We start from the raw sequence: 19,370 nt of genomic DNA, 5'->3' as shown, positions 1-19,370 counted from the left end.
CTCGGATGAGGGCCTGCGATGTACAAGAGACATGGCGGCTTCGCGGACTGCGGTCTCTAGCTGGGAGTCACCAGGTTCCGCGCCTCCGTGCGCAGCACGACGGCCTGCCCGAGGCTCTGGATGGCCTCGGCCGGCACGTCGAGGAACCCCGCGTGGAAGAGGCCGTGTTGCACCCCGAGCACGTCGGCCGCCTCGTCCCGGAGCTTGACCCGCACCCCCGCCAGCTTGAACGAGTCGCTGTCGAGGTAAAGCTGCTCCACCTCGCCGATCACGCTCCCCTCGGCGTCGACCACCGAGTGCCCCCGCACGTCCTGCTCGTACGTCAATCGCATGGCGCTTGCTCCGCGCCGGGGGCGAAAGCACGACGCAGGCCACCCGGCCGCCGCCGCGCCGTGTCCCCCGCGCGCACCGCCGCGATCAGCCCGGTTGCTGGTAGGGCCGCGCGTCGAGCGGCAACTCGAGGGTGAAGGTGGTCCCGCGCTCCGCGCTGCTCTCCAGCGTCATTCTTCCTCCGTGCGCCTCGGCGCACCCGTGCACGAACGTCAGGCCGAGCCCCTGCCGGTCTGCCGCGCTCCGGGCGCGCGGCGCGAGCAGGCGCGCCTGCTCCTCGGCCGGGATCGGCGGCCCCTGGTTGTGCACCGCCACGGCGGCCCCCTCCGAGGTCCTCTCGACAGCGACGACGACCGGCGCGCCTGTCTCTCCGTACCTGAGCGCGTTGCTCGCCAGGCTCCCGATCGCGCGGCGCAGCTCCTCCGCGCCCCATATCCCCTCGACGCGCGCCTCCCCCCGGAGGTCGATGCGCTGATCGTGGAAGAACGCGAGCTCGTCGGTCACGTCGCGGGCGATCGCCACGAGATCGCACGCGCCGAGCAGCAGCGGGAGCCGCTCGCCCGCGTGGAGCCGCTGCACGTCGGTCAGCGTGCAGATCATCTCGTTCATGCGGCCCAGGCAGCGGACGATCCGGCCGGCGAGCGCCTGCGGGTCGCACGCTGCCCGGCTCATCATGACGATCTCGGCGGAGTACATCGCTGCGGCCATCGAGCTCCGCAGGTCATGGGTGATGAGCGACAGGCACTGTTCGCGGACCAGCTCGAGCTGGCGCACCCGCTCGCCGGCCTCGCTGAGCTCCCGGGCGGCCTGCGCCTCGCGAGCGCGCGCCGCGACCTGCTCCGTCGTGTCGAGGATCTGCACGATGAGGCCCCGCTGGCAGGCCCGCTCGTCGAGGAGCGGCGCCACGATCGCGGTGCCGTGGAAGGCCCTCCCCTCCCGGCACGCGAGCGCGACGTCCGCCGCCACGTCGGTGACCCCGTCCCGATAGACGCGCTCGAGCAGCGCCTCCAGCGCCTCCGCGCGCCGGAAGAGGTCGGGCACGCGGGCCCCCACGAGCGCGCCCGACGGGCGCCCGGCCAGCGCGCAGAACGCGGGGTTCGCGTGACGAATGGTGTGCTCTTCCGTGACGGTCAGGAGGGTCGGAAGCGGCGACCGCTCGACCGATGGCCGGTGCAGCCGGATGGGGTCGTCGCTGGCGTCAGGCGCCTGCGCACCCTCGCTGCTGCGCGACGGGTACATCATCCAGGTCCTTCCTTGATGGGTCGTCGCAGCGGGCCCACGACGTGCTGTATAGCACGGCGCCCCCCTCGACCGGGGCGCCTGGCGGCCTGTTCATGTCCGAGGATGGCAATCCGCCATCCTCTCTTCCGTAGAGCTCGCCAGAGCGCGCCGGGCGCGAGCCCTGGCCGGCGATGCGTCCAGCGCGCCTGTCGCTAGCCGCGCAGGGCGGCGGTCGCCTGGGGTCGCAGCGCCGGGCGCGGCCGCTTGGCCACCTCGGCCTTCCTGGGCACGGACGGCGTGGCGTCGGCCCTCCAGGGCTGGAATCGCGCGTCCTTCCACATCACGAGTCCGCCGAGGAGGGGCTCCTCGGGGGCAGCTCCATCCTCGGAGCGCAGCCAGACGAGCGGGCGCGCCTCGAAGACGGGCTTCGTGCACGCGATGTCCTCGAACGCCGCGGACCAGGAGCCGGTGTTGCCGAAGAACACCCCGTCTTCCCAGCTCCCTTCCGGGTTGTGGGTGTGCCCGAAGATGACCGCCTTCGCGCCGTGCGCCCTGGCCACGAGCCGCGCCGCGCGGTTCACGCCCTGCCAGACCGCATCGAGCGTCGGCTTCGGCACCGCGCACTCGTACGCGACGAGGAGCGTCGGTGCGAGCAGCGCCGCGGCCGCGAGCCCCCCGGGCATCCAGCACAGGCACGCGAGCGCGGCGAGGATCCCCACCAGCGCGAGCCCGAGGCGGTCGAGCCAGAGCTCGCGCGCCACCCGGCCGAGGCAGTCCTCGGCGGGCCGCGCGAACAGCCGCGCGTGCTTCGCCACCGCGGGCAGCGGCGCCCCCGTCTCGCGGGCCGCCGCGCGGAGGCCAGCGCGCCGGAGCGCGCGGCGGCACGGGTCGCGCCGGCGCACGAGCTCGATCATCGTGCGGAGCGCGCCCACGGCGAACGCGAGCACGAGAGACCGGCCCGAGAACAGGTAATACCGCGCCCAGTGCGCGAGGTAGCCGAGGCCGGAGAGCATGAACGACGAGTCGACGTGCGGGTTGAAGTACCCCATGCGCGACACGAGCAGCCGGCTCACCAGCGAGCCCATGGTCGGCTGGATCTCGCCCGGCTTCCGGCCGAACGGCGCCATCGGGTAGCGATAGCTGCAGTACGAGTCGTACTGATTGCCGTGCTCGACGATGACCCCGTCCTTCGTGCGGTGGAACCAGGCGCGGAAGACCACCCGCGCCTCGATCGCCGCGCGGCGCGCTTCGCCCAGCGCGTCGGCCGAGCGATCGGGAGAACCGCTGCCCTGGGCGGAGAGCGCGAGGAGGGCCGCGTCGACGATGCGCCGCCTCACCGCGTCGCGCACCTCGGGCAGCGTGAGCTGGATGTCGTGGTTGCCTGCCACGAAGACCACGGTGTGCCCGTCCGCGACGACGCGGCCGACCGCGTCGACGAAGATCGGGTGATCGCGCAGGATGGCCTCCATCGCCGGCACCGCGTGCTCGGCGGTGCGCGGCAGGTCGTGGACCACGCTCTCGTTGTCGATCACCCGCGGCGCATCCAGGTCGAAGATGTCGCCGTTCAGGACCAGCGTGAGCTCGTCACGCTCCGAGCTGAGCCCCCCGGGGCCGCCCGCCCCCTTCCGCACCTCGCCCCGGAGCGCGTCGAGCATCGCCGCGATCTCCCCGTCCGGGGAGTACGGCGCCTGTCGATAGCGCATCCAGAGGCCGGCGGTCGGCTCGAGCTCACATAGATGGATGTCTGAAATAGCCACCGTGTGATGCATCGGCGGGGAAACTGACATGTCCTCGATTCCACGCCAGCCACGGGACCGTCAAGACTTGGTGTCACGCGCCGTCGTGGCCGCCCTGAAGCGGTGCGCCCCGAGCGTGTTTCGCGGCGCGAACACGCCTCGCACACGCGTTCGCCACCGTGCATTCCTGTGAATGTCGCGAGTTCGCCACGAGCGTTGTCCGCGCGCCCGGCGCAGGGGGCATTGAGCCCTTCCTTCGAGGATTCTCATCGAGCGAGCCCTCGAGTGCGCTGCCCACCATCGGTTGGGGGTCAATCGAACCAGCACACACGCCGTTGGGGTCGCCCCCGGCGCGTCGCGGGTGTCCCGCACGTCCGTCGAGCGCCCCAGCGGCCTCGGCGGTGACCTCTGGTCGCGTCGGTCCTCCGCGCCGCCTTGTGGTCCCGCGTCGCCTCGGTCGCCGCGTCGTCTCGGCCGCCGCGTCGCCCCGGTCACGTCTGGTACTTTCCGCGGGAGGGTCGCGAGCGTGCTGTTCTGTCTGGGGGCGGCCTGCGCTCGCTGCGCTGGGCTCTGGTACGATGCACAGTGTGGGGGCAAGATCGGAGCAGGCCGGCGAGGCTGGACGGACTGCTGAGCCCGTGTGGTGTTCCGCGAGGGAGAAGGATCATGTCGACGCATTTCATCGGCGGCAGCTGGGTGGCCGGCGCGGGGGAGCCGTTTGCGAGCCGGAACCCGGTGACGCAGGAGGTCGTCTTCGAGGGGCGCGCCGCTGCGCAGGAGCAGGTGGACGCGGCCGTCGAGGCGGCGCGCGGCGCCTTCACGGCGTGGCGCGATCGCGGCTTCGAGGAGCGGATGGCGCTGGTGAAGCGGTTCGCGGGCCTGCTCGGCGAGCACAAGGCGCGGCTCGCCGACGTGATCGGCCGCGAGACCGGCAAGCCGCGCTGGGAGGCGCTCACCGAGGTCCAGACGATGATCGGCAAGGTCGACGTGTCGCTCATGGCCCACCGGGAGCGGACGGGCGAGCGGCAGGCCGAGGCGGGCGACGCGACGGCCGTGGTGCGGCACCGGCCGCACGGGGTCGTCGCGGTGTTCGGTCCTTACAACTTCCCGGGCCACCTGCCGAACGGCCACATCGTCCCGGCGCTGATCGCGGGCAACTGCGTGATCTACAAGCCGTCCGAGCTCACGCCGAGGGTCGCGGAGGAGACCGTGCGGCTCTGGCAGGAGGCCGGCGTCCCGCCGGGCGTGCTCAACCTGGTTCAGGGGGCGAAGGGCACCGGCGTCGCGCTCGCCGGTCACCCCGGCATCGACGGCCTCTTCTTCACGGGGAGCTCCGCGACGGGCAGCGCCCTGCACCGCCAGCTCGCGGGCCATCCGGACAGGATCCTCGCCCTGGAGATGGGCGGGAACAACCCATTGATCGTCCAGGGCGTCTCGAACACGGACGCGGCGATTCACCACATCCTTCAGTCGTCGTTCATCTCGGCGGGCCAGCGGTGCACGTGTGCCCGGCGTCTGCTCTTGCCGTCGACGCCGGAGGGCGACGCGCTGTTGCAGCGCCTGGCCGACGCGGCGAGCCGGCTCAAGGTGGGCCGGTACGACGACGCGGAGCAGCCGTTCATGGGCGCGGTGATCTCGCTCGCCGCCGCGGACCAGCTCCTCCGGGCGCAGGCGCGGCTGATCTCGCTCGGCGGCAAGGTGATCCTCGAGATGCGCCGCATCGAGGAGGGGACGGCGCTCCTCTCGCCGGGCATCATCGATGTCTCCAGCATCGACGATCTCCCCGACGAGGAGTACTTCGGCCCGATCCTGCAGGTCCAGCGCTATGGCAGCTTCGACGAGGCCATCTCGCTGGCGAACCGCACGCGTTACGGCCTCGCGGCGGGGTTGTTCTCCGACAGCAAGGACCTTTACGAGCAGTTCTGGCGTGAGGCCCGTGCTGGCATCGTCAACTGGAACAAGCCGCTGACGGGCGCGTCGAGCGCCGCGCCCTTCGGCGGCATCGGCAGCAGCGGCAACCACCGCCCGAGCGCGTATTACGCCGCCGACTACTGCGCCTATCCCGTCGCCGGCCTGGAGGCGTCCACCGTCAGCCTCCCCGCCCAGCTCGCCCCGGGAATGAAGCCCAACCCATAACCCCCCACGGCCAGCCGGCCGGCGGCGGGAGGGGAGGGTGCGCGGGGGGGCCGAGGGGGAAGGGCCCCGCGGATCCGAGCGCCGGCCCGCATCGGAGCGAGTCGCCCCCAGACCCACCCCTCCCGTTCATCCGGCCATTGCCTCCACAAGGCGCGAGTCCGCGGGAAGGGCCCCCCTCGGCCCCCCGCGCACCCTCCCCTCCCGCCGCCGGCTCGATCTGGACCCCCCCGGTCGAGACAGGAATTACGTCGACGCCTTCTCCTTCCCCAGCTCCACCGGAATCGCCGTCAGCCCCCGCACCCCCGGGTTCATCCGCCAGGTCAGCCCCCCGGAAGCGAGCTCCGCGTTCGGGAACCGCCGCAGGAACGTGGCGATCGCCGCCTGCGCCTCCACCCGGGCCAGCGCCGCGCCCGCGCAGTAATGGACGCCCAGCCCGAAGGAGATGTGGCGGATGTCCGTGCGGTGGAAGTCGAGCCGATCCGGCTCGGGGAACTGCGCCGGATCGCGGTTCGCCGCCCCGAGCACCAGGAAGGCGCGATCGCCCTTCGGGATCGTCACGCCGTCGAGCTCGATGTCCTCCAGCGCTATCCGGCTCATCCACTGGACCGGGGAGTCGTACCGGAGCAGCTCCTCCACCGCCGGCCCGATCAGCATCGGCGACCCGCGGAGCTCGTCGCGCGCGGACCGGTGGAGCAGCAGCGCGAGCAGGCCATTGCCGATCAGGTTCTTCGTCGTCTCGTGGCCGCCGAAGAGCAGCATGCAGCACGTCGACAGCAGCTCCTGCTCGCCGAGGATCATCCCCTGCTCCTCCGCGAGGATGAGCTGGCTGAGCAGGTCGCTCCCGGGGCTCTGCCGCCGGGACGCGATCACGCCGCGGAAATAGTCCTCCAGCTCGGCCACGGCGGTCAGCGCGCCGCCCGCGATCTCGAGCGTCGGCCGGCCCGCGCCGAGGAACCCGCCGAGCGCGTTGGACCAGCCCTTCAGCTTGTGGCGGTCCTCGGTCGGCACGCCGAGCACCTCGCCGATCACGAGCAGCGGCAGGAGGTCGCCGAGGTCGCGCAGCACGTCCATCTGCCCCGCCGGCGCTACCGCGTCGAGCAGACCGTCGACCAGCGCCTCCACCCGGGGGCGCAGCCCCTCGACGAGCCGCGGCACGAACGCCTTGTTGATGAGCGAGCGAATGCGCGTGTGCTCCGGCGGATCGAGCAGCAAGGCCCACGACGCCAGGTTGCGGCGCAGCGGCTCGAGCCGCTGGCGCACCTCCTCGGGTAGCTTCGTCACGAAGGCGCTCGAGCGCTTCGCCGACAGGCGCGGGTCGCGGAAGCCCGCGGCCACGTGGTCGTACCGGGTGACGAGCCAGCCGTTATAGCCTGCGCTGAAGTACACCGGCGCTTCCTGGCGCAGCCTGGCGTACACGGGGTACGGGTTCGCGAGGGTCTCCGGCGATTGAAGGCGGAAGGGGTCGAGATCGGCGTCCGTCGCCGGAGTGGCCGCGGGCGTTGCGTCGGGCTTCGGTGCGTCGGGCGAGTTCATCGGGCCAGGGTACGACGGTCGCGGCCGCTTGGGAACCGGCGCCGCCACCCCCGCGGTCGTCTGACACCGCGCACCGCGCGCCGCGGGACGGGTCCGCGCCCCGCGGCCCGCGCGGGGTGGCTATGCCCAGAGCTTGATGCCGCCGAGCAGGCCGGCGACGTTGTCCACCACGACAACGTTCTCGGGCAGGCGCGAGGCGTCGAGCAGGCGCGCATTGCCGCCGCCGAGGTAGAGCTTGCGGTAATTGAAGATCGGCTCGATCTGCGCGATCATCTGGCGCACGCGCTTGTTCCAGCGCTTCGGGCCGATGCGCTTGCACTCGGCGTCGAAGACGCGGTCCTCGTACTTGAGGTCCCGCTTGCCATAGGGGTGGTGGCCGAGCTCGAGGTTCGGCACGTAGTGGCCGTCGATGTACAGGGCGCAGCCGAGCCCGGTGCCGAAGGTGAGCACCATCTCGAGCCCCTTGCCCTCGATGACGGCGAGCCCCTGGATGCCCGCGTCGTTGGCGACGCGCGCCGGCCTCCCGAGGCGGCGCTCCACGGCCTCGGCGAGCGGGTATCCCTTCCATCCCTCGTTGTCGAGGTGCGGCGCCGTCTTGGTCACGTTGTCCATCACCACCCCGGGGAAGCCGATCGAGACACGGTCGAACTCCCCCTGCGCGCGGGCGAGGTCCGCGATGACGTCGAGGATGGGCTCCGGCGAGGCCGGCTGAGGCGTCGGCACGCGCACGGGATCCGTCATCGGAGTCCCCTGCTCGTTGAGGATGGTGGCCTTGATCCCCGTCCCGCCGATATCGATGCAAAGCGTGCGCATGGATTCCTCTGTCTCCTCCCGGAGAACTGCCTCCGGGGCTGCCGCGGGCGTCTGCGCACCCGCGATCGCGGCGGCCATCATCTTGAGCTCCGGCGGAGTGTCAACTGGAGCCGCACCGCGCCCCCCGGCGCGGCGCTCCGCCCCTCTGCTCCGGCCGCCGGCGCGCCCCCCCCGAGCGCGCCCGAGGCGCCCTCGCCGGCGCCCTCGAGCCCCGGGCTCCCGCGCTCCCGGCGCGCCGCTCAGCAGCCGTCGCAGGCGACGTTCGGCGGCTGCGCGCCGTTCACGAGGTCGTCGAGCCACCTCACGAGCCGCGTCCCGCTCGACTCGACGGTGTAAAATTCCGGCCGCCAGAGGATGCAGTGCGCGCTGCCCGGCGCGAGGAACGAGCTGAAGTTCGCCGTCGACGCCTCGATACGGGCGATGGACGCCTTCATGGCGTCCGACCAGGCCTGGTCGCCGCCGCCGCCCATCGCCTTGAAGAAGAAGATCTGGTCGTCGTCGAGGACGGTGTTGTACTGCGACAGGCGCATGTCGGGGTAGTGGCCGCCGATCACCTCGTAGAGCGAGGACAGCCGCTCGAGCTCGGCCGGATCGAAGCCGGGTATCCATGTGGGATAAACGCCCTCCGGCTTCCAGGACGGGAGGCTGTCCCGGAAGAAGCTCTCGGTGATGATCCCGGCGCCGCTGTCGCCGAACTGGATCACCGAAGCGCCCTTGTAGTGCTCCCGCACGTGCGCGGACCACATGATCGAGCCGTACGCGCCCGCGCTGCAGCCGGTCACGAAGACCTTCTCGGGCGCGGGGACGTTCTCGTACACCCAGTCGAGCGCCGCGCGGACGTTGACGGCGCCCTTGTGCCGGATGGTGACGGCCTGGCTCCCCTCGCCATAGGTGGCCACGTTGTCGCCCCAGTGGATATCCCCGGTGCAGTACGGGATATAGACATGGTGCCAGTCCCTGAAGGGGTTGTCCGGGTTCTCATGATCGTAGATCCCGGTCGCGCCCTGCTGGCTGACGACGTTCACCTCGTCGGTCACCGTCTCCTGGAAGAGCGAGCCCGCGACGGAGCACGTGGTGGCGTTCCAGCACGCGCCGCCCCCGCGGAACTCGACGATGACGCGATTGACGGTGCCCGGGCGGACGAAGTACTTGAACGGATCGCCGCGCGAGCACGTGGTCTCGCCGCCCGGCTCGATGGTGTTCCATCCGGGCGCCAGGCTCAGGATTCCAGCCTTCGGCGCGCCGTTCGGGCTTTCGTCCTTGGCGGACGGTCCGCCGCAGCCGACGAGGGCGAACAGGCACAGCGGTAGTTGAGCAGGAAGAAACGAGAGGGCCTTGATTCGCATGATTGTGGAGAATAGCACTCCACGAATCCAGGGCTTCTCCGCCGGAGCTGTCCCTCGCGGAATGATGCCCTGCGCTACGGCGGCGGAGCGGGCTCTGCCCAGAGCTGGGCCGCGGCCGCGCTGACGGCGCGCCGGATCGACCCCTCGTCGAGGCGGGCCCTGTCGCGCGGCGCGAGCACGGCGCAGATGGCGAGCGCGGCGATGTAGAGGGCGCCGATGAGCCCGATCCAGCGCAGACCGGACGCGCCCAGCCGCGAGATGATCTCGATGGGCACGATCTGCGCGCGGATCTGGACCGGCCCGATCACGAGCACGGCGCGGTCCCCCTCCTGGAGCTCGATGTCGGCGGGGCCTGTCAGCAGGCGTCCGAGCCCGTCGGACCCGTGGACGCGCGCCCGTGTCCGGCGCGGCACGTGCAGCACGTAGCGGGCGCCGGTCACCTCCGCGATGACCGGGGCTGCTCTGTCGAGCTCTGCGAACGGCACGCGCGCGATGGAGGAGGGCGTGTCGCCGATGTGGGCGCGCCCCTCGGCGAGCATGTGCCGGACGCCGATCACGTCCTTGCCTCGGACGGCGACGAGCTCCAGCGCGCGCCGCGCGGCGGCGCTCGTCGCGGGCGGCCGCGATCTCCGGTCGCTCGCAGGTTCGGCCCTGGTTGCCTCATTAGGCCCTTTCGCCATGTTCTACAGCCCCCCTCATCGACCACTGCTGACAGGGTTCGACTCAGCATGTCACCCGGAGACCTGCCCTCGGCGGCGCCGCCCTGCGCGCTCGCGCATCACTCCCCTTCACCGGCTACCCTCAGGTTCCCTGGCACGGAGCGTTCCGCGGCCAAGCGCGCAAAGACGTGGCGCCCCGGCGGTCTCGTCCAGCACGCGGGTCGGGCCGAGGCGCCGTGTGCCCGGCGGGGCGGAGGCTTGACGAGGGCGTCCCGACGGCCGGAAGGTGGACCGACCGGAGCTCGCGCTCGACCTTGACGTCCGGCGCGAGCGCGTCGCGCGCTGCGAGGGGTGTGGTGGCGTGGAGGGGGCGCGCGCTGCGCGGGGGCGCAGCGGCGCGCTGGACTGCCTAGCTGCTCACGGCGTCACGTAGCAGACATCGAGGCGCGGCCGCTCGGCGGCGCTGGATTCCTCGCTCGACCGGAGGGTCCGCTTGCCCGGGCCGACCTCGCGCAGGAGCACGCCGTGGTTGTCGAGCGCGCCCGAGACCCAGTCCTGGACGAGGGCCGTCACGTCGCACGACACGGTGGCGGTCCGGTTGGCCGGCACCGCGAGCGAGGCCTCGACGGCCGCGTCGAAGGCGCCGTTCAGCGTGTTGTACGTGACGGTGGCCTCGGACCACGGCGCCGTGATCGCGTGGACCTCCAGCGTCGCCGCGGTGGCGGCGTACTGCGCCCTCACCGAGAACGTCGCGCCCTCGATGGTCGCGTCCCCCGGGATCGCGCCGAGGTCGAAGGCGACGAGGCCCATCTTCACGCCGCCGCCCGAGGTGCCGGTGAAGATGCCGGGGTACGAGCCCGAGCTCGTGTTCGGCTCGGAGGACGAGATGAAGGAGTCGGCGGCGCCGCCCACCCCGCCGCGGTGGATCGCGACGCAGATCGGATCGCAGGCGTTCCCGTCGCCGTCGCCGTCGTCGTCGCCCTGCCCCGGGTTCGCGTCGCCAGGGCAGTTGTCGCACAGGTCGCCGGCTCCATCGGCGTCCGCGTCCGCCTGATCGGCGTTCGCCGCGGCGAGGCAGTTGTCGCACGCGTCGCCGGCGCCATCCGCGTCCGCGTCCGCCTGGTGGGTGTTCGCCGCGAGGGGGCAGTTGTCGAGGCTGTCGCTCACCGCGTCGCCGTCGGTGTCGACCCACGCGGGGATCTCGACCTCGAACGAGGCGCTCGCCGTGTTGCCCGCCGCGTCCGTCGCGCTGCAGGTGACGGTGGTGAGGCCGACCGGCAGGACGTCGCCCGGCGCCGGCGAGCAGCTCACGTCGACGGGGCCGCTCACCGCGTCGATCGCGACGGCGGTGAAGGCGAGCTGGGCGCCCCACGGGCCCTCCGGCTGCACGGTCATCGAGCCGGGGATGGAGAGCACCGGCGCCCGCGTGTCCTCGACGACGACGGCGAAGGTGCCGTAATCGAGGTTGCCGGTGGCGTCGAGCGCGTAGCAATGGACGATGGTCACGCCGATCGGCAGGGTGGTGCCCTCGGGCGTCGTGCAGATCACGGGGACGGCGCCGTCGACGTCATCGATGGCGGAGACCGTGAAGGTGGCCGCCGCGCCGCTCGCGCCGGTCGCCTCGATCACGAGGTCTTCCGGCACGGAGAGCGTCGGCTCGGTCGTGTCGCCGACCGCGCCGGTGCCGCAATCGAGCCGCAGATCCAGGTCGAAGACCGGCGGCGGGATGAGCATGACGGCGCTCTCGACGTACGGCAGCTCGGTGTTGTCGGGCGCGTGGCAGCCGGGCTTCTCGGCGCGGACCTTGTAATAGCCGGTGAGGACATCCCACCCGAAGTGCCCCTCCGCGTCGGAGATGCTCGGGTTGGCGCGGTTCATCGGCGACATGATCGCGCTGCCGTCGGGCACGACGGTGAACGAGCCCGGAGCGCCGGTGTCGGAGCGGAGGAGCGTGACCGTGGCCCCCTCGACCGGCGCGCCGCCCACGGTGCGGATCCACCCGCTCGGGTCGATGTAGATCGGGAAGCTGAAGCTCGAGGCCGTCGGGCCGCACTGCGTGCGGATGAGGACGGTGGCGGCGCCGTGGTTGGGATAGAAGGGCGGGATCACCGCGCGGAACTGGCCCGCCTGGTCGAGCTGCATCGGGCCCGCGGCGAAGGTGAGGGCGCCGAACTTCACGTCGTAGCTCGCCGTCCCGCCGGCGCAGCCGGGCGCGGTCAGGGTGGTGGGATCGTGCCAGTAGACGACGGGGACGTCGCCGCCGCCCACGGAGGAGGGCTGGAGATCGACGCCCGCCGGCGGCGCGCTCGGCCTGCCGAGCCGGAGCGACAGATCCTCGTAGTCGATGACCTCCAGCGGCAGGTCGGTTTGAGCCTGGATCAGGTTCGACCCCGTCGGCGGGAACGCGGTGATCGTCAACCTGGTCCCGCTCGCCGTTTCCCCGTCGAGCGGGATGCGGTCCGCCAGGAAGAAGCCTGCGTCATCGGTCGTCCCGTACCACGGGCAACGGCGCTGCTGCTGCTGCGGTGTGCTCTCGCAGATCTGCACGGGCGCGCCCGCCGCCGTCACCTCTTGCCCCATGTCGTTCAGCGCCGTGACCTTCACACGGATGCTCGCGCTCCCGGTGTCCAGGGTGCCGTTCCTGACCTGGTGCGTGTAGCGCCCCGCTTGCTCGATGCCTCCCACCGATCTCGACACGAGCGGGTACGAGGCGTCCGAATCGACGAAGATGTCACCGACGTCATTGTCCGTGTCACGCTGCGCCGTGACCTTGTCGAGCTCGTAGGGCCTTGCGCCGGGGGGCGTGGTGCCGTCCGGGAGTATCCCGGGAGCATAGCCGATGCGCGCGGTCTCCCCCCCGAGCCCTCCGATGCCGCCGCTCGCAGAGCCGGCGTTCCACTGGATCTGGTCGTAGTTGAAGATGATGTCGAAGTCCCCCTTGGCGCGATAGGACTTGTTTTCCACCGGAACGCAGCCCTGGTCGGCGGGGTCGCAGACCACGGGCGGAGTGCACTCCGGCGATGTGGGATTGCACCTCTGACAGGCCGGGTCGCCGGGGTCGCAGATCACGTCGGTGCACGGCGGCTCGCCGGCGTCGCAGGTGTGAGCGTCCACGAGCAGGAGCTGGAAGAGGTTCAGTCGGTCGGTGCTGGCCGAGAAGTAACCGACGCCCGCGGCGCTCCCCGAGCTCGGGTCGTAGCTCGCCCACACCGCGCAGAAGGCCGGCCGGTCGTCGCCGGGGAGCTTCTCCACCACGCCCCAGTGAACGACCCCCGAGCCAGGGCCCGTCGTGTCGACGTCGGCGAAGAAGGGCGCGATGATGGCGCGGTTCGTGCTCTCGAGCGGGAACGGCGTATAGGCGTTGAGCGGCCCGTCGAAGGTGATGTTGCCGTTGTTGTTGACGTAAACGCTGTTGTAACGGATATCGTAGAAATTGACTTCGAACGGAAGCCCCTGCACGCCGCTCGACCCATCGTCGTTTGGTGGCAGCGTGTTCTCGAAGCAGCCCTCGTCATAGATCACCGCGTTCGGCCCGACGGCGAGCGCCTCGCTGGGTAGACACCAGCAAAGCACCACAGCGCCGGCGGTCCCCCACCGACCAACATTGCGCGTCATCCTGTCCTCGCTTCGCCTCACACACAAAGAGGCGCGATGATAATGCATGCTCCCGGGGGTCGATGGAATCCTTTTTTGTCTCCGGGACAACGTTCATTCGCAGCGCGCAGCTACGCGGGAGTCGCGCAGAGCTCGTTTGAAGGACAATGGAATTCGCTGTCACATGAACAAGCGAATCGGCACTCTCCGCCTCGGCGTACTCCGCTCACGATGGAATCGCGCGGGAGGCGCCTGCCCCCTGAGGAACCCCTCGTATTGCAGCCATTTTCAGCGGAAAATTGAACAGGGAGACGGGGAGACGGGGAGTATTTGAAGATTCCCCTCCCCGCCTCCCCGCCTCCCTGTGAATTTTCCGAAAAATTCGAGGGGATGCCTCAGGCCTGCACCTTGACGCGGTTTCGAGCGCCTGGCTCTCATGGCGGCATGAGGCGCGTGCCCATTTCGCCGTGCGAGACCGTGTCAGCCCGTACTGGCCTCCTCATGGGCTCGGCGCTCGCGGCGCTCGCCGCCGCGTGCTCGCCTCCGGAGCCGCCGGCGGTCGAGGTGCTCTCGGCGCGGTTTCCCGCCGTGGCAGCGCGCATCGTCGATCGAGGTGACGAGCTGGTGGCGCGGGGCGCCGTCTTCACCCTGGCGGAGGATCGCGCCGCGGGGCGCCTCGCCGTCGAGGTGCCCCACGACGCGGCCGATCCGGTCCGCTTTCGGCTCCCCGGCGCCGACGGGTGCGCCGGCCCAGCGGCGATGTGCCCCGACGTTCTGGACATCCGGGTGCGCGAGGCGGGCGCGCGAGGAAAGGTGACGCGCGCGGGCCGCGCGCTCGCCCTCCAGCGGCCTGGAGGGACCTCGTTCTGGACCGTTGAGCCCGGCGCAGCCGAGGAGTGGCTGCTGCTCGAGGCGGACGCTGTCCGGCGCGGCGCCCCCGTGGCCTCATGGCATGTCGAGGGGGCGACGCTGCGCCAGACGGGCGACGTGGTGCTCGCGGTGGACGCATCCGGCGTCCCGCGGCTGCGCGTGACCGCGCCGGAGGCCTACGCCAGCGGGGGCGAGCGTCCCGTCGGCGCGCGCTTGTCGGTGGACGGCGCGACGCTCGCGCTGCACGTCGACGCGGACGGAGAGGCGGTGCTCGTCGACCCCCTCTGGGAGCAAGTCCCCGCCACGATGAGCGCGGGGCGCCGGGAGCACACCGCGACCCTGATCGAGGACGGCGCGAGGGCCGGCCAGGTCCTCATCGTGGGCGGGTACAACGGGGCAGCCGCGCTGAACACCGCGGAGCTGTATGACCCGCTGACGAACAGGTGGTCGACCACGGCCACGATGGGCGCCACGGGACGGTACCAGCACACAGCGACGCTGCTGGGCGACGGGCGCCGGGTGCTCGTCGCGGGCGGGCGCGCCGGAGCGAGCGTCGTGGGGACGGCGCAGATCTACGATCCCGACGCCAATACATGGACGAGCGCCGGGGAGATGGGCAATCGCGCGTCCCACACCGCGACGCGCCTCGACGACGGCGACGTGCTCGTCGCAGGCGGGATCGACGGAACCAACGTGATCGGCGACGCGCGGCGCTACGACGTCGAGAGGGGCGCCTGGTCGGCCGCGGGGACGATGAGCGCGCGCTACACGCACGTCGCCGTCGGGCTGACCGATGGAACGGTGCTGGTCGCGGGCGGGTACTCCACCGATTACCTGGCCACCGCGGAGATCTACGACCCGGCCGCCAACGCGTGGTCGCGGACGGGCAGCCTGACCACGGCGCGGCGGTCGCACAGCGCGACGCTCCTGCCGGACGGCGACGTCCTGGTGGCCGGCGGCAACAACGGGGCGCACCTGACGAGCGCGGAGCGGTACGACGCCGTGACGCGGACATGGCTGGCCGCCGGCGACATGCCTGTTGCGCGCAGCAACCACGCCGCGGCGCTGCTCCTCTCGAACAGCGCGGTCCTGGTCACCGGCGGCTTCAACGGCAGTTATCTCTCCTCGACAGCGCGGTACGACGTCGCGCGCGGGGCGTGGTCGGCGGCCGAGGACATGCGGGCCGCCCGCGGCTACCACACGCTGGTGACGCTCGACGACGGTCGGCTCCTGGCCGCGGGAGGGCGGAGCACCACGGCCGCCCTGGCGAGCGCCGAGCTCTATCTCCCCCAGTCCGCCGACGGCGCGTCCTGCCTCGCCGACGGCGAGTGTCTGAGCGGCCACTGCGTCGATGGGGTCTGCTGCAACAACGCATGTGGCAGGGGCGATCCCGGCGACTGTCAGGCCTGCAGCGCCGCGGCCGGCGCGGCGGTGAACGGCGTGTGCGGGCCGCGCGCCTCGGGCCAGGTGTGCCGCGCCTCGGCCGGGAGCTGCGACGCCGAGGAGCGCTGCAACGGCAGCGCCACCGCGTGCCCCGACGACGCTTTCGCGCCAGCGAGCCAGGTCTGCCGGCCGGCGGAGGGCCCCTGCGACGCGGCCGAGCGCTGCACCGGCAGCTCCACCGCGTGCCCCGCCGACGCCTTCGCGTCCGCCGCCACCGTGTGCAGGCGAGCGGCGGGCCCCTGCGACGCGACCGAGAACTGCACCGGCAGCTCCACCGCGTGCCCCGCCGACGCCTTCGCGTCGGCCGCCACCGTGTGCAGGCGGGCGGCGGGCCCCTGCGACGCGACAGAGACCTGCACCGGCGCCGCCGCCGACTGCCCCGCCGACGCCTTCGCGCCGGCGACCCAGGTCTGCCGGCCGGCGGACGGCCCCTGCGACGCGGCCGAGAACTGCACCGGCAGCAGCGGCGCGTGCCCCGACGACGCCTTCGCGTCGGCCGCCACCGTGTGCAGGCGGGCGGCGGGCCCCTGCGACGCGACAGAGACCTGCACCGGCGCCGCCGCCGGCTGCCCCGCGGACGCCCTCGCGCCGGCGACCCAGGTCTGCCGGCCGGCGGAGGGCCCCTGCGATGCGGCCGAGCGCTGCACGGGCAGCAGCGGCACGTGCCCCGACGACGCGCTCGCGGCGCCGGAGACCGCGTGCGCGCCCGGCGCCTGCACCGACGACGCGACCTCCAGCGTTCCGCCGAGCGTCTGCACCGCCGAGGGCGCCTGCGTCGCGCGCGCCGCCGTGGACTGCGGGCTCTACGTCTGCGCCGGCGGCGCGTGCCTGACCGGGTGCTCGAACCACGAGCAATGCGACGCCGGCGCCTACTGCGACGCCCCGGTCTGCCGGGCGAAGAAGCCGATCGGCGCGCCGTGCGCGGCGGCCGTCGAGTGCGCCGAGGGCGCCTGCGTCGGCGGCGCCTGCTCGCTCGACAGCGACCGCGACGGCGTCGTCGACGCGGCCGACAACTGCGTCGATACGCCGAACACCACGCAGACCAACAGCGACGACGACCGCGAGGGCAACGCGTGCGACGACGACGACGACGACGACGGCAAGCTGGACCCGGACGACGCCTGCCCCACGGTCGCGGACCCGGGCAGCACGACGGACCAGGCCTGCGGCTGCGACAGGCCCAAGCAGGACGGCGACGCCTGTGACGACGCCGATCCCTGCACCCAGGTGGACACCTGCCGCGAGGGGCGCTGCGTCGGCGGCGACCCGTTCGTCTGCGAGCAGCCCGACCCGAGCACGTGCCGGTTCACGGCCTGCGACAGCCAGAACGGCGCGTGCGTCGAGCGCAACAAGCTCGAGCGGTCGCCGTGCCCCGGCGGGATCTGCATCGCCGGCGGCTGCTTGCTCGAGACCCCTCCGGGCGGCGGAGGCGCCGGCGAGGGCGGTGGCCCGGGAAGCGGCGGCGGCGGGGGGCTGGGCGGGGTCGAGCCAGGGGCGGGCGGAGCCGCTGGCGGCGCAGGCGGGGCCGGCGCCGAGCCTGGCACCGGGCCGGACGGCGCGGCGACCGGCGGCGCTGGAGGCAGCTCAGCCGGCGCCGGGGAGGCCTCCGGCGAGGCCGGCAGAGGCCCGCTGCGGCTCCGCGGCGGCGGCTGCGCCAGCAGCGCCGGCGCGAGCGGCGGCGGCGGGTACGGCCCGCTGTGGCTCGCCGCGGGGCTGCTCGTCACGCGTCTTCGACGCCGCGCGTCCGGCGCGGCGCCGCGCCGCGCTCAGGCCCGCGCCTCGTGAGCCGGACGACCTCCGCCCCACGGATCCCAGCCTGAGCGGCCGCCGGCCGTAAGACGCGGCCCGGCGCCCTATTTCGTGGCGCCCCTCCCGCGCTGGTGTAGATCGCCGCCCGTGAGGAAGCGCCCCCTCGGCAAGACATCCCTCGAGGTCTCGGAGCTCGCCCTGGGCACCTGGGGCCTCTCCGGCGACGGCTACGGCCCGGTCTCCGAGGCCGAGGTCGATCGCGTCATCGACCGCGCGCTCGCGGTCGGCATCGACCTCTTCGACACGGCCGACGTCTACGGCCGCGGCGAGATGGAGCGCCGCCTCGGCAAGCGGCTGAAGGGCGCCGGCCCGACGTTCGTCGTCACCAAGATCGGCACCGATCTCGACGAGCTCCCCCCGAAGAAGCGCTTCGATCCGGCGCACCTCCGCACCGCGTTCGAGCGGTCGCAGGAGCGGCTCGACCGCGACGTGGTCGACGTCGTCCTGCTCCACAACCCCACCGTGGCCGCGATGCGCTCGAAGGAGCCCCTCGCCTTCCTGAGGGACCTCAAGCAGGCGGGGAAGATCCGCGCCTTCGGCGTGAGCGCCGGCTCCGCGGACGTCGCCCGCTCCGCGCTGCGCGACGAGGTCGACCTCATCGAGATCGCCTACAACGCCTTCCTCCCCGGCGACCTCCACGAGGTCGCGAGCGACGTCTCCGAGAGCGGCGCCGGCGTCCTCGCGCGCTCGGTGCTCGCGCACGGGCTCCTCGCCGGCCAGTGGAGCGCCGACCGCGAGTTCTACGCCGACGATCACCGCATGCACCGGTGGAACCGGGACGAGCTCAGGACCCGCATCCGCCAGCTCGACGCGCTCCGGCCGCTGGTCAGCGGCCCCGTCGTCTCGCTCCGCTCGGTCGCGCTGCGCTTCGTGCTGGCGAACAACATCGTCTCGTCCGCCGTGCTCGGCCCCCGCTCGGTCGCCCAGCTCGACCAGCTCGTGCGCGAGGCCGGGATGCCACCCTACCTCCACTTCACGACGCTCGCGGAGCTCTCCGGGCGCCTCAAGCACGCCGGCATCGAGGTGTCAGCAGGATGAACCAGAACGACAGGGAGCTCGACGAGCTCGTCCGCATCGCGCGCGCGGCGGCGGCGGTGGTGATGGACGTGTACGCGACGCCGTTCACCGTCGAGATGAAGGGCCCGGGCGACCCGGTGACCCGGGCCGACCGCGAGGCGAACACGCTCATCTGCGGCGCGCTCGAGGCCGCGTTCCCCGGCGAGGCGATCCTCGCCGAGGAGAGCGTCCCCGCCGCCGAGGAGCTCGCCGCGCGGTTCCAGCGGGAGCGGGTGTTCTTCGTCGACCCGCTCGACGGCACGCGCGAGTTCGCGGACAGGAACGGCGAGTTCGCCGTGATGATCGGCCTCTCCGTGCGCGGCCGCGCGTCGCTCGGCGTCGTGGTGATGCCCACGACCGGCGAGGCGCTGGCCGGCCGCGCCGGCGGCGACGACGGCGACGGGGCCTTCGCCTTCCTCGAGGCGAACGACGGCAGCCGCCGCCCCCTCCGGGTCTCTTCCGTCAGCTCGCCGGCCGACGCGTCGCTCATCGTCTCGCGGTCGCACCGGCCGAAGGAGCTCGAGCCGCTCCTCGCGCGGCTCGGCGTCACGCGGGTCGTCCCCTGCGGCTCGGTCGGCGTGAAGATCGCGCGGATCGCGACCGCCGAGGTCGACCTCTACCTTCACGGCGGCGGCGGCGCCAAGCTCTGGGACAGCTGCGCGCCCGAGGCGGTGCTCCGCGGGGCCGGCGGCCGCTTCACCGACCTCTCCGGCGCGCCCATCGACTACACCGGCCCCGGGCTCAAGCTCGCCCGCGGCATCATCGCCTCGAACGGCGTCCTCCAGGACGCCGTCGTCGCCGCGGCGAGGTCGGAGCTCGGCTGA

The 19,370-nt window shown here is 72.6% G+C and carries 12 protein-coding genes; 4 read left to right on the top strand and 8 right to left on the bottom strand.

What is annotated here, in order from left to right; all coding sequences use genetic code 11:
• Nucleotides 1-56: 56 nt before the first annotated feature.
• The 3 genes from WME76_RS04155 to WME76_RS04145 all read right to left on the bottom strand — a co-directional run bounded on the left by WME76_RS04155 (nt 57) and on the right by WME76_RS04145 (nt 3,308).
• Entirely contained in the window at nt 57-332 is a 276-nt protein-coding gene (locus WME76_RS04155; RefSeq protein WP_437958914.1) for a PRC-barrel domain-containing protein, read from the bottom strand.
• Between the two features lie 85 nt (nt 333-417).
• Entirely contained in the window at nt 418-1,572 is a 1,155-nt protein-coding gene (locus WME76_RS04150; protein ID WP_437958913.1) for a PAS domain-containing sensor histidine kinase, read from the bottom strand.
• 191 nt (nt 1,573-1,763) lie between these two features.
• On the bottom strand, nt 1,764-3,308 hold the full coding sequence (locus WME76_RS04145; protein WP_437958912.1) for a hypothetical protein: 1,545 nt from the start codon (nt 3,306-3,308) through the stop codon (nt 1,764-1,766).
• A gap of 645 nt (nt 3,309-3,953) precedes the next feature.
• Here WME76_RS04145 and astD point away from each other — a divergent pair.
• Nucleotides 3,954-5,423 carry a succinylglutamate-semialdehyde dehydrogenase gene (gene astD, locus WME76_RS04140; RefSeq protein ID WP_437958911.1) on the top strand — a complete coding sequence of 490 codons (1,470 nt, stop codon included), beginning with the start codon at nt 3,954-3,956 and terminating at the stop codon, nt 5,421-5,423.
• 243 nt (nt 5,424-5,666) lie between these two features.
• On the opposite strand, the gene WME76_RS04135 is transcribed toward astD, so the two are convergent.
• The 5 genes from WME76_RS04135 to WME76_RS04115 form a co-directional block, all read right to left on the bottom strand.
• Nucleotides 5,667-6,956 carry a cytochrome P450 gene (locus tag WME76_RS04135; RefSeq protein WP_437958910.1) on the bottom strand — a complete coding sequence of 430 codons (1,290 nt, stop codon included), beginning with the start codon at nt 6,954-6,956 and terminating at the stop codon, nt 5,667-5,669.
• 120 nt (nt 6,957-7,076) lie between these two features.
• A complete protein-coding gene (locus WME76_RS04130; RefSeq protein WP_061615177.1) occupies nt 7,077-7,769 on the bottom strand; it encodes an ROK family protein in 693 nt (230 codons plus the stop codon).
• Between the two features lie 239 nt (nt 7,770-8,008).
• A complete protein-coding gene (locus WME76_RS04125) occupies nt 8,009-9,115 on the bottom strand; it encodes a pectin acetylesterase-family hydrolase (RefSeq protein ID WP_437958909.1) in 1,107 nt (368 codons plus the stop codon).
• A 74-nt stretch (nt 9,116-9,189) separates the two neighbouring features.
• On the bottom strand, nt 9,190-9,795 hold the full coding sequence (locus WME76_RS04120) for a hypothetical protein (RefSeq protein WP_437958908.1): 606 nt from the start codon (nt 9,793-9,795) through the stop codon (nt 9,190-9,192).
• A gap of 396 nt (nt 9,796-10,191) precedes the next feature.
• Nucleotides 10,192-13,389: a DNRLRE domain-containing protein gene (locus WME76_RS04115; RefSeq protein WP_437958907.1), complete on the bottom strand. Its 3,198-nt coding sequence runs from the start codon at nt 13,387-13,389 to the stop codon at nt 10,192-10,194.
• 456 nt (nt 13,390-13,845) lie between these two features.
• On the opposite strand from WME76_RS04115, the gene WME76_RS04110 reads away from it, so the two are divergent.
• From WME76_RS04110 to WME76_RS04100, 3 genes are all read left to right on the top strand, one after another.
• Nucleotides 13,846-17,466, top strand: coding sequence for a kelch repeat-containing protein (locus tag WME76_RS04110; RefSeq protein WP_437958906.1), 3,621 nt, complete (start codon nt 13,846-13,848; stop codon nt 17,464-17,466).
• A gap of 111 nt (nt 17,467-17,577) precedes the next feature.
• Nucleotides 17,578-18,528 carry an aldo/keto reductase gene (locus tag WME76_RS04105; RefSeq protein WP_437958905.1) on the top strand — a complete coding sequence of 317 codons (951 nt, stop codon included), beginning with the start codon at nt 17,578-17,580 and terminating at the stop codon, nt 18,526-18,528.
• The gene (locus WME76_RS04100) at nt 18,525-19,370 is read left to right on the top strand and encodes a 3'(2'),5'-bisphosphate nucleotidase CysQ family protein (protein ID WP_437958904.1); all 846 of its coding nucleotides are present in this window, start codon (nt 18,525-18,527) and stop codon (nt 19,368-19,370) included. Before WME76_RS04105 ends, WME76_RS04100 begins: the two co-directional genes overlap by 4 nt.

The organism is Sorangium sp. So ce119, assembly GCF_051524405.1.
In the GTDB taxonomy this organism is placed as follows: Bacteria; Myxococcota_A; Polyangia; order Polyangiales; family Polyangiaceae; genus Sorangium; species Sorangium cellulosum_G.
The sequence above is the reverse complement of the archived record's forward strand: the minus strand, read 5'-3'. Positions and strand labels throughout refer to the sequence as shown.